Below are 11,743 nucleotides of genomic sequence, written 5' to 3' on the forward strand. Positions count from 1 at the left end.
ATCAGTCAGCCTGGTACTTATCAAGCTGTGAGAAGTCACCCATCATATCAAGGATTTTCTTGCGTCCAGCCTTGTTAAGCTTAACATACTGCTGCATAACGCGGTTCTCAACAATCTTCTTGCCAAGATCAGTTCCCTGCTCCAGTGTTGAAAAATCAACTGGATTCAAGTTAAGACGATCGCACATCTTTATAACTGTACCGTAAGCCATACCCTCGATCCCCCTATCAAGTGCTGTAACAAGTGTGCTATATGGAATAGACATATCTATTGCGAACTGTCTGACACTCTTATACTGCTGTAAGATTTCTCTTTTTAAAATTTCTGCCTTTGTCATGTCATACCTCCTATTTATTTTTTATCTTGTGAATAATCATTCTTTTGGCAAAGTAAAGTCTACCACATTAACGTTTTTTCGTCATTCACTTTTTAGGGGAATTTTCTAATAAATTTTCATCAAGTTTGACGAGGGTTTTTTGGCATTTTAACGAAAATGCATATGATAACAAGAATTTGCGAAAGTGTTCACACTTTTTTCACAATTCATTGTTACAATGATGACTTTTTTACGTTAACAGCATATTGACGCACATTCGTTAACCGAAGGAATTATCAGAACAATTGACGAAAAAACAAACAGCACCAGAGTGCTGTTTATCATCATATAATGTATGTTATTTTGTTTTGTGTCTATACCTGAATTCCGAATTATCCCCTTATTTCCTGAATTCTATTGGTTAAATATACCATAATCTCATTGTAGGTATCTTTCGGAATACTATAAATTTTATGAACATTTCCCTCACATTGAACGTCTATAGCGCCCATTTTACGCCTAACTGCGACGATTTTTATGAAGTCAGTCACATCAGTTTTATTTATCCTGTCAGGAGAAAACTCCATCCTGTCGCCGTAGATCTTAAGTTTTCCAACCATAAGTCCACTTGTAGCTTCTACATCATAGTCAGGCTCTTCCTCACCGAGGATCATCTGGAATCCCTTTTCTCCAATATCTGAAACCATTTTAGGCTCGGTAAACTGCTCAGCCGCAATCTCTTTAGGAGTATGGCCAGCTCCTGTTCCCTCCAAAGGATTCACATTTGTCTCAATAAGGCTTGTGAGAGAATTGAAATAAGCCCTGATCTCAAAGTCAGAATCTATAAGGATCTGTATTACTTTAGTCCTCACACCGCTTCTGAACTTGATAGTATGAAAGCCTCCGTTGATATTAAAAAAAACACCATTTCCGGGCGTAGCCTCATAGAGAATTCTCTCATCCACAAAGATAAGCATCTCCCCGGCAACATTTTCTCTTTGCCCCACACTGTAAATAGTGATAAAAAATGTTTTGCTCTCGTCAAAGAGGCGAGTCCCGCAAAGGGGACAAAAATTTAGTTTTGAACTTATTTTATCATCTAAGATCTGCTTGCAATTATGACAACGCATTGACTACTCTTCGTCTCCTTTGAAAAATTCCTCATCTATAATGATACCATTTTGTTTGACAAATTGTGAAGCCCTCACCTTGCACACGTCAGTCCTGTCTATTAAAGCCACGTCAAAAGAATGATTCTTCCAGGGCAGTCTGCAGAGATTTAGATCCCCCCAGGCGACCGAATCGGCCATATTTCTTGCGATGCTTGCTGCAAAAGGCACCCTGCAAACGCCCGCCACATATATATCAGGAATTTCATGTTTTAAAAACGATGCAGTAGCCCCAAATCCGCAGGTAAAATCAATTACTCTCAGTGGTTCTTTTCGCTCATTATATAGCTCCACTATTGCCTTACAGGCTTCATCCCAGTGAAGGCTGTAGCCCCAGACATCAAATCCCCACTTGTCTATAAACTTCTGTCGTCCTTTTTCCATGGCGTCATTATGCCCCTCAAAACCGCTGCCTCCATGGTGATAGATAAAGCTGTTATCGCAGACAAGCTGCATAAATCCCGCTCTTGCAAGCCTCATTCCAAGGTCATCATCCTCAAAATACCCCGGGGAGAAGAGTCCGTCAAACACATCCCTTCCAGGTGCCACCACATCAAGGGCTTCTTTGGAGACCATAAGTGCAAAGCCTGTAAGTCTAAAACGCCTGATATAAGGATCATGCTTTGGTATACTCATATCCTTTGAATAGCTATTAAAGATCCTAAGGCTCTCCTCAAGAGGAAGTTCCTTGTGCCACAGCTGTCCCAGGTCTCTCCCTGCATACTTTTCAAAATTCTTTGGCTCTATTTCCTGAAGTGATGCGCTGTTTGACAAAGCCGACACTGCGCCGACATTTCTGTCCTCATAAAGTCCCATTCTAAGGAAGAACACAGCGTTTGGCATAAGTACCGCATCATTATTTAAAAAGAAAATATCCCTGTCCTTATCACAGTTTTTGGCTCCTAGGTTGCAGCCTAAGGGAAAGCCCATATTTTCTTCATTCTCAATAAGCCTAAAGTCATATGAAGCAGAGCCTTCCTTTTCTCTCAGATACTCTTTTACCATTTCATCAGTGGAATTATTATCCACGACCACAACCTCTGTATCCTCAAGAAAACAGGTATTTTCAATGCTCTCAATGCACTTTTTCAAAAGCTCAGGATCATTGTAAGAAAGTACCATTATACTTAGCTTTTTTACCCTGAGCGAGCAGTCTTTTTCCAATTCAAAAAGCATATCTCTGATAGCCGCAGCATCCTCGGGCACCTCACAATAAAGAAGTGCCTGCTGCACACAAAGATATGCTTTATTAATGTTTACGTCCTTATAAAAAAGTCCCAACATGTAAAAGAGCTCATAGTTTTGGGGATCATACTTCATCCCCCTTGCTATAGCATCAAATTCTGCAAAACTGTCCTCAAGCGCCTCCCAGAGAGAGGCCTCAAGAAGGCAAAGTCTGGCCGCATCCTCATCAGTCTGCCGGTCAATATGAAGAAACTCCTCCTGGAACTCGTAGAGGGCCTCCTTGTAATCTCCGCTTGAAATCAGCTCCTGCAGTCTTTCGTACATGTCTCACCTTACAGTTTGATCATAGTTATCGATAGAATCCAAAAATGAAGTCTCAGCTCTAAATCCGGTATCTTCCATGAGCTTTTTCACCGATGGTTTAAAAGAAACATAGGGCATTGGATCATTTCCAAAGTGCAAAAGCTTTTCATCTGCCCCAAGATGATCTGCTGCCTCTTTTACAAAGGCTTTCAGCTCCTTATAATCGCCGCTTGCAATATTGTAAACTTCGCCATCTCTTCCTTTTTCTCCAAGAAGCATAATGGCCCTGGCTGCATCTTTTGCATCCAGATAGTCCCAATACTGTCTGCAGGAACTTAAGAATACATCTTCGCCTCTTTTTAGTTTCATCACCAGATCCGGCAGCATTCTGCCAGATGGCTCATACTTTCCTATGAGGCTGAAAATTCTGCCCCACACAAAGTGTATTTCGGCTTTTTTCGCTTTATTCTTTAGAAGATGGTAAGCTGCTGCCTTTGCAGCTCCATAGGCGGAAAACGGCTCTAAAAGCGCATTTTCATCAAGCTCTTTTGAATCAGTCTTAACACCATACTCCGCCTGAGATCCAATGCCGACAAAGGCCACTTTAGCCCCTTTTTTAGCAAAAGAAATAGCGCTGTCCATAGCTTTAAGGCTTCCGTCTATGTTTTTTAGCTGAGCATCAAAGTCATCCCTTCCACCGCCCCAGGACAGGTGAAAAAAGATAACCTCTTTATCCTTAACATCCTCTTCATCAATAAGAGTCCCAATCTTGTCGTAGTCCTCCATATTGATGAAGCGTGATTTCAAATTTTGAACATTTCCAAATCTGTCATTGTGGAGTGAACCTTCTCTTCCAATGGCATAAACAACATAGTCATTTTCCAAAAGTTCCTCTACAAGATTGACACCTGCAAATCCAAATGCGCCTGTTACAATAGCAGTCCTCATCATTCCCTTCCAAGGGCCTTTCTGATAATGCTGGCCATAAACTTAATCTTTTTCTCATTCATTCCCGGATAAACGCCTACCCAGAATGCATTGTTCATAACTCTATCTGTAACTTCAAGAGAACCTACAACTCTGTAGTCTGTGCCCTCTTTATACTCAGCAAAGCAAGGATGTCTCAAGATATTTCCAGAGAAAAGAAGTCTTGTCTGAATATTGTTTGCTTCAAGAGCCTTTGTTATATCATTTCTTGATACACCGCTCTCCTCTTTTACGCACATGATAAAGCCAAACCATGAAGGATTGGAGTTCTCTGCTGCCTCAGGAAGAATAAGAACATCGCTTACGCTCTCAAGCTCTTTTTTAAGCATTTCCCAGTTATTTCTGCGGGCATTTGCAAAAGGAATAAGCTTATCAAGCTGAGCACATCCAACTGCTGCCTGCATATCTGTTGCTTTGAGATTGTAACCAAGATGGCTGTATACGTATTTGTGGTCGTATCCAACAGGAAGGTCTCCAAACTTGCCGTCAAATCTGTGGCCGCAGAAGTTGTCTTTTCCGGGAGGACATACACAGTCTCTTCCCCAGTCTCTGAAGCTTCTTACCATTCTGTGCAAGAGTCCGTTGTTGGTATAAACGCATCCGCCTTCTCCCATAGTGATATGGTGTGGCGGGTAAAAGCTTGATGTTCCGATATCGCCCCAGGTTCCTGTAAATCTTGTTTCACCGTCGATCTCATATTTTGAGCCGAGAGCATCACAGTTATCCTCAATAAGCCATAAATTATGCCTGTCGCAGAACTCTCTTACATGCTTTAAGTCGAAAGGATTACCTAAGGTATGCGCGATCATAACTGCCTTTGTCTTTTCACTCAAGGCCTCTTCAAGCCTGTTCACATCAATGTTGTACTGAGGAATTGTAACGTCAACAAATACAGGAACTGCGCCGTACTGGATGATAGGTGCGATAGTTGTAGGGAATCCGCAGGCAACTGTTATTACTTCGTCGCCTTTTTTCACTCTTCTGTCCCCAAGTTCAGGAGCTGTAAGAGCCATAAATGCGATGAGGTTAGCTGAAGATCCGCTATTTACAAGGCTTACGCCCTTTACTCCAAGGAGCTTTCCAAATCTCTCTTCAAATTCATCTGTATATCTTCCAGCTGTAAGCCAGAAATCAAGGGATGAATCCACAAGGTTTTTAACTTCTTTCTCATCGAAGACTCTTCCTGAATAGGGAATCCTGTCACCTTCTTCAAAGCCTGTATTATCTACCTTCAAAAATTTATCATAGTAATCTGCCACAAGATCCAAGATTTGCTTTCTTGCAGCCTTTTGTGCTTCATTGTCTATCATTAATTAAAATACTCCTTTATTTCTTTTTCCATAACTTCTATTGCGTGCCCCTCAAGGTACCCACGGGTCCACTCAGCCGTCTTTTCAACAGCCATATCAATATCCCACTTTGGCGCCCAGCCCAGTCTGCTCTTAATTTTTGAGCAGTCGAGCTTAAGATAATTGGCCTCGTGAGGTCCATTATCAGATTTAATCTCAATATCAGGCTTGCCATATTTTTCCTTAAATAACCTGGCAATCTTAAGGGTGGTAACAGCATCAGACTCGTTGGGACCTACATTATAGTAGCCCGCATAACCACCATCTTCATACTGCTTCTGAGCGATCAAAAGATATGCTGACAAAGCCTCAAGTACATGCTGATATGGCCTTGTAGAATCAGGATTTCTAAGTGTTATCTTTTGTCCGCTTCTGGCCGCTCTTACGCAGTCAGGAACAATCCTGTCTTTTGCAAAATCACCGCCGCCTATAACATTTCCGGCTCTGGCTGTGGATGTAGCAATTCCAAGTTCCTTAAAAAAAGAATTGATATATGAATGAGTGACAAGCTCAGAACAGGACTTGCTGTTGGAATACGGGTCATAGCCGTCCAGCTTCTCATCCTCTCTGTAGCCCCATTCCCACTCATTGTTCTGATAAACCTTATCAGTTGTAACATTCAAAAAAGATCTGACAGTGCCTGACTCTCTCACGCACTCGCAGATATTTACCGTACCCATGACATTTGTTTCATAGGTATAGCGCGGTCTTTCATAAGAATCTCTGACAATGGGCTGGGCAGCCAGATGAAAAACTATCTCCGGTTTTGCCTCGTCAAAGAAACTTTTTAATTTGTCAAAATCTCTGATATCTCCAATACATGAGCAAATATCATCACCCACTTTGGAAATCTCAAATAAATTCTCATCTCCCTCAGGAGATAATGCATAGCCATAGACTTTAGCTCCGGCCATGACCAGGATCTTGGTCAGCCAGCTTCCCTTAAAGCCTGTATGCCCGGTGACAAGCACCCTTTTTCCTTTGTAAAACTCTAACATTACTCTTCCTTTTGTACTTCTAAAGCTTCCTTTTCATAATCTTCTGCAAGCTCACTGTTGCCAAGGGCTCTGTAGCATTTGGCAATCGCAAGCCTTGGAAGCTCTTTTGATTTTTTAACATCCAGAATGCTCTCGCACTCGTATGCTGCATTATAATACCACACTATAGCCTCATCATAGTCCTTTTGGCTATAGTAAAAATCACCAAGTTCGTAGCAAACCTCACTGGACATTTCAGTTATTGCGTCTTTTAAGGCATACTTCAAAAGAGCTGACACATCTCCCTCTATCACAGCAATATGCGACAGAATGCAGCTTCCCTCTTTTATCTCATCAAGACTTCTGTGGGTATCCTTTAGTGATTCTTCAAAAAAACTTTTTGCTTTCAAAAAGTCATCATCAGTTCCGGCCATCATCAGCTCTCTTGCATACATCCCATAAAGGCGCCTTGACAGGAATTTCCCATCTGCGATGGCCTTTCTGAATGTATTCAAATCTCTGGCAGAGTGATTCTCACCGGGATTGTGTATGATCTCAATCTCAGAATTAACGATAACAGGATCCAAAACCACCTGTTCATGAATAGGGTCTTCCCATGTAAAATACCTGACTCTCTTAAAGAGCTTTGGTCTTAATTCTCTATCAAAGTTATAAACCGTCCTAAAAGACAACTGGTTACAATAGTACATCTGTACGATGTCAATATCAAGCTCTTCCAGATCTCTTTTCATCTGCAAAAACCTTTCCCTGTTTGTCTCATCCAGCTCCTCATCTGCATCTGCCGAATATATGTAGTCACAGGTTGCCTTGGAAAAAGAGAAATTTCTGGCCTCACTAAAATCTCCGGTCCACTTAAAGTCGTAAACTTTAGCACCGAAGGCATTCGCAATTTCTTTTGTCCTGTCTGTAGACCCGGTATCAACCACAATCATCTCGTCAACAAGGCCTTTTAGGCTGCCAAGGCACTTCTCAAGGCAATTTTCTTCATTTTTAACTATCATACAGAGACTGATCGTAACCATACTATACCCCCTGGATATGCGATATTATTATAATAATCGTAACGTTTTATAGTATATTTTTCAATATCCTTTACCTTGAAACAAACATAATGTAAACTAAAAGGAGTTTTGAAAAGGGACATATTTTAATGAAAAAGACATTTTTACATAAAACAACAGGCCTTATCTTGGTCATTTCAATGCTCACAGGATGCCAGATTTCAGGTGCAGACTCTGTTTCAGCGCCTGCAGAAACCAGCCAGGCCTCTTTTGCTTCAACTACTCTGACTCCTTCATCACCTTTTGATGGAACAACATATATCAAGGAATCAAGCCTTACTTCACTCGGCCAGGAGCTTGCAGAGGCAGAGGACGACGTTGACATTGAAGATGCTATAGCAGGCGTAGACGTTGTACAAAACTACGACACCGAGCTCAGCGTGCCAACTTACATTACCAGGCAGGATGATACCTGGTTCATAGTAGACTGCTACCACAACAGAGTCATTTACTCAGACGATCTGAATGCTCCACTCGATGAGTGGTACATCATGTCAGGAGATGCCACACAGCCTCACACAATTGCAAGCGACGGCTCCGTCTACATGATCGATGACACAGAGAATAACAGAGTTCTCATCTATGAAAAAGTTAATGACAAATTTGTCCATACGCAGACCTTTTATGATATAGGAAACAGGCCACATTACACCGTTTACAACGATATCACCGACACCTTCTATGTATGGAGTTCTACGACCGGGGAGCTTTACTGCTTCAGACATACATCCGATTCCACAAGGATGTATCTCACAGATATAAAGAAAATCAACGAGCTTGACGGGATCTACGTCCGCTCATTCTCTATAATTGATGGCTACATATACTTTGTTTCAGGAGTTTCCGATACAGATTCCGCCGAAGCTTCCAACATCATAATGTGCGACCTCGATACCTTAGAGATAAAAGAAAAATACACCGTCCCCGCAGAAGTCGCAGGAATGGTGCAGATTACCAAGATCCAGGATTACTATTATATTTCTGTTTCAACAGACACAACAGGTTCACAGGATTACGCAACCATAATAAAAACCCCTTCCCTGTATGACCTGAGCCAGGGAAAATATGAAGATATCTACTCAGAGTACTTCATTGGAGGCGGAACTCCTTACTACATCTCGAATGTAGACGATACCTATTTTCTTACAGAGCACAGACTTAAGGGCCACTCAATCTGGTCATTTAAGGTGACTGACAACAGCATCACGGATGTCAGCTCCATATTTTAAAAATCCTGCCCCTTTACAGCTTTTTTAATATTTTTCAAATCTTCAGCGGTTACCTGATGTTCACTGTATCTAGCCTTTTCATAGATACTAAAAGCCGCAGACGCCCTTCCATTTGAAGTTTTTTCAAGTTCACTTGGCGTCTGGCTTTCCCTGACATCAGCATAGCCGCTTCCGTTTTTAATATACTTCTTAAATAGGAGCCTTACTCTCCCCTCGTTGCTGAGCCTCATCTGCAAAAAAGATCCGCTTCCGTTGCCGGATTTTCCGCTTTCTTTTTTATCAAAGGGGCTTAAATACTCAATTTTATCACGCATAAGCTTATCTTTAAGAACGTTCCTTGAGTTTTTAAGCGTCCTGTAGAGTCTGCCTATTCCCCTTATCAAAAGAACTATCGCAGCAATAAGGACAACCGTTGCCAGAACCCAGTACAGAATTTCCCAGATGCTGTGCCAAATAGAATCATCCTCATAATCTTCAGGCAAAAGACTCTGAAGCTGCCCAAATTCCTGCTTCTCCTGTAGAGGTACATATTCTTCATGCTCTTTAAACTTAAAAAATCCAAAAAGCCACCTGAGAAAGCTGATAATCAGGTACTTTGCCGCAGCCGCTATCTCTTTTCCGTAATCAAGCAAAGTACAGATAAACATTGAAAGAGCCACCGCTGCCACTGACAAGCTGACCATCTTGCCATTATTCTTTTTTACCATGTCCATAGGAACACTTGCTCCGTCTTTAAATGGAACCATTGCATCCAGTATCTGCCTGGCGTTGTAATACAAAACCGCCAGAATCCCCCATACAGCCTCACCTGCAAGAACTATGATCACGCCTTCCTGAATCTTTGCGATCCTGCAAAAGATATAGAGAACGATAAAGAAAAAAGCCTCAGAGATCTCAGGATAAAAAACAAGGTTTTCTCTCACTCTCTCAAGAGCAGTTATTATCAGCACCAAAAGTAAAGTGATCCCCAAAAATACAATGACCACTTCCTTTTTGAGGCCAAGCCCAAGTGACATAATCCCCAGAATATTCAGGCTCAGGGCTATGACTATGTTGTTTATTATCCTTAATATTTCTATTCGCTTATTCATGTATGACCACTTTGAAATCAATCTTAGAATCTGCAGGACACTCCTTCTTCATGTCCTTGGTGAGTGGACACAGCCACAAAAGTTTCCCTGCCTTTTGGGCCAAAAGACCTGCTGCCTTTAAAGAATCATCGCCTCTGGTGGTAGAAATATAGCAAAAGGTAGTATTTTCTATATCAACGTTTGCCACTTCTCTTTCCACAATTTCAGCCATAGAATTGGGAGTTGTCTTTTCAAGGTCGATCCTTGTAAGAGCTCTTTTGACGCTGACCATATGAAGTGCTGAAGCTCCCGCCATCAGAGATATGTTTTCCCCTGTAACCTTGTCTCTTCCATTAGTCAAAAGAGATACCGGCACATTTTCTGAAATAAATCTCCCAGCCAAAGACATGGTAAGCCTTATACAGTCCTCCAAAAGTTCCCTTTCGAACAAAATCCCAGGCTCATCCACATTTAAAATAAACTTCACTTCCTGAGAAGAGGTGTGATCATGCAGATTTACCTTCAGATCCCCAGTCTTGGCAGTTGCCTTCCAGTTCACCATGTTCTGTGGATCAGTCCTGGAATAATCCCTGATTCCGCGAAAAGTAAAATTATCTTCATACAAAAAACGCTTTGAAAGCACATCCCCCATAAGCTGCCTGAATGGCACTTCTGTCTTACTGACAGAAAGCGGCGCCGGATAGACATAGAGATTTGTGTGCTGTTCAAAGGTGTTGTATCTGATATCAGGGCTAAAAAGATCTGACGCCTTAAGAGAAGTCTTCAAAATGCTGTAATACCCTCTTTTTCGGCAATCAAGCTCCAGCCTTCTTGTTATCTTTTCATATAGTCCAAGACTGAACACATCCGTCACATTGACCCTGTCAGAGACAGAGGAATTGGTCCCATCGGAAAACTCAAGACCCTTATCAGTCTGGAAGCTGACCTGCAAAATGTGAAGAGGCAAAAAGTTCCTGTTCGTGATAACCTCCTGCAAATGAGCCTTATCTCCCTCATTTACCGCTTCTTCCACAAAAACAAGTCTGGCCATAAGCCCTTTGTCCCAAAAGTTGCCAAAAAGCCATTTTTCAAAACGATATAAAGCAAAAATAACTATCGGTATAAGTATAATAGGCATCAGAAATCCTCAGTCGGTACAGAGATCTCATCAAGAATGCTCTGAATTATTCCACTTGCATCAGCATTTACCCCATAGCCGGAAGAAAGAATAAGTCTATGGGCCAGAACAGGCACTGCAAGCCTCTTGATATCCTCAGGAACAACATAGTCCCTGCCCTCAGCATAGGCCAAAACCTTGGCGCAGTTAAGAAGCGCAAGACTTCCTCTTGTGCTGACACCGGAAGACACATCCCTTCTGTTTCTGGTGGCAACTATAATGTCAGCAATGTACTCTTTTATCTGAGGATGCACTTTCACCTTCATAGCCTCATCATGCATTTCTTCTATCTCTTTTGGACCTGCTACAGGGCCGATCTTTTCCAAAGATTCACTGCTTCCACTTCCGTCAAAGCGCTCTAATATCTTTATCTCCTCAGCTCTGTCAGGAAATCCTACAGACAGCTTCATAAGAAATCTGTCCAGCTGTGCCTCCGGAAGAGGGAAGGTTCCGCTGGTCTCAACAGGGTTCTGAGTTGCAATAACAAAGAAAGGCCTCTCAAGAGTTCTTGTCTGCCCATCAATTGTTACCTGCCTCTCCTCCATACACTCAAGAAGTCCCGCCTGAGTTCTGGGTGTTGCTCTGTTTATCTCATCCGCTAAAAGAATGTTACAAAAAACCGGGCCCTTGTTAAAAACAAATTCTCCCTTAGACATCTGATAAACATTAAGTCCTGTAATATCAGATGGGAGAAGGTCCGGTGTAAACTGAATTCTTTTAAAACTTCCATCTACTGATCTGGCCAGTGCCTTAGCAAGCATGGTCTTGCCGGTTCCGGGAACATCCTCTAATAGAACATGTCCACCGGCCACCATAGCAATCACTGTCAAAAGAACTGTCTCGTCCTTACCAACTAAGACCCTCGCTACATTATCTCGAATATCTTTTATGCTCCCCAT

The 11,743-nt window shown here is 42.0% G+C and carries 11 protein-coding genes; 1 reads left to right on the forward strand and 10 read right to left on the reverse strand.

The genetic code is table 11. The features are described from left to right. Position 1 precedes the first annotated feature (1 nt). The 7 genes from C4S54_RS05690 to C4S54_RS05720 all read right to left on the reverse strand — a co-directional run bounded on the left by C4S54_RS05690 (position 2) and on the right by C4S54_RS05720 (position 7,329). A complete protein-coding gene (locus tag C4S54_RS05690; RefSeq protein WP_022774658.1) occupies positions 2-337 on the reverse strand; it encodes a hypothetical protein in 336 nt (111 codons plus the stop codon). A 371-nt stretch (positions 338-708) separates the two neighbouring features. After that, complete coding sequence (locus C4S54_RS05695; RefSeq protein WP_146059964.1) at positions 709-1,281, reverse strand: hypothetical protein; 573 nt, start codon at positions 1,279-1,281, stop codon at positions 709-711. 168 nt (positions 1,282-1,449) lie between these two features. Next, the gene (locus tag C4S54_RS05700; RefSeq protein ID WP_103868661.1) at positions 1,450-2,994 is read right to left on the reverse strand and encodes a glycosyltransferase; all 1,545 of its coding nucleotides are present in this window, start codon (positions 2,992-2,994) and stop codon (positions 1,450-1,452) included. 3 nt (positions 2,995-2,997) lie between these two features. After that, a complete protein-coding gene (locus tag C4S54_RS05705; protein ID WP_160110691.1) occupies positions 2,998-3,921 on the reverse strand; it encodes an NAD-dependent epimerase/dehydratase family protein in 924 nt (307 codons plus the stop codon). Continuing rightward, positions 3,921-5,270: a lipopolysaccharide biosynthesis protein RfbH gene (gene rfbH / locus C4S54_RS05710; RefSeq protein WP_103868663.1), complete on the reverse strand. Its 1,350-nt coding sequence runs from the start codon at positions 5,268-5,270 to the stop codon at positions 3,921-3,923. Before rfbH ends, C4S54_RS05705 begins: the two co-directional genes overlap by 1 nt. Beyond that, entirely contained in the window at positions 5,270-6,307 is a 1,038-nt protein-coding gene (rfbG, locus tag C4S54_RS05715; RefSeq protein WP_103868664.1) for a CDP-glucose 4,6-dehydratase, read from the reverse strand. Before rfbG ends, rfbH begins: the two co-directional genes overlap by 1 nt. Beyond that, positions 6,307-7,329, reverse strand: a complete 1,023-nt coding sequence (locus C4S54_RS05720; protein WP_103868665.1) for a glycosyltransferase — start codon at positions 7,327-7,329, stop codon at positions 6,307-6,309. Before C4S54_RS05720 ends, rfbG begins: the two co-directional genes overlap by 1 nt. A 128-nt stretch (positions 7,330-7,457) precedes the next feature. Between C4S54_RS05720 and C4S54_RS05725 the strand changes: the two genes are divergently transcribed. Then, positions 7,458-8,597 carry a hypothetical protein gene (locus C4S54_RS05725; protein WP_103868666.1) on the forward strand — a complete coding sequence of 380 codons (1,140 nt, stop codon included), beginning with the start codon at positions 7,458-7,460 and terminating at the stop codon, positions 8,595-8,597. On the opposite strand, the gene C4S54_RS05730 is transcribed toward C4S54_RS05725, so the two are convergent. Genes C4S54_RS05730 through C4S54_RS05740 form a run of 3 tightly spaced genes read right to left on the reverse strand, consistent with a single transcriptional unit; the run spans position 8,594 to position 11,743 of the window. Then, on the reverse strand, positions 8,594-9,688 hold the full coding sequence (locus C4S54_RS05730; protein ID WP_103868667.1) for a hypothetical protein: 1,095 nt from the start codon (positions 9,686-9,688) through the stop codon (positions 8,594-8,596). The two genes, C4S54_RS05725 and C4S54_RS05730, sit on opposite strands and share 4 nt — an antisense overlap. After that, the gene (locus C4S54_RS05735; RefSeq protein WP_103868668.1) at positions 9,681-10,805 is read right to left on the reverse strand and encodes a DUF58 domain-containing protein; all 1,125 of its coding nucleotides are present in this window, start codon (positions 10,803-10,805) and stop codon (positions 9,681-9,683) included. The genes C4S54_RS05730 and C4S54_RS05735 overlap by 8 nt, the downstream gene beginning before the upstream one ends. Further along, entirely contained in the window at positions 10,805-11,743 is a 939-nt protein-coding gene (locus tag C4S54_RS05740; RefSeq protein ID WP_103868669.1) for an AAA family ATPase, read from the reverse strand. Before C4S54_RS05740 ends, C4S54_RS05735 begins: the two co-directional genes overlap by 1 nt.

This window comes from Butyrivibrio sp. Su6, assembly GCF_900108105.1.
Taxonomy (GTDB): Bacteria; Bacillota; Clostridia; order Lachnospirales; family Lachnospiraceae; genus Butyrivibrio.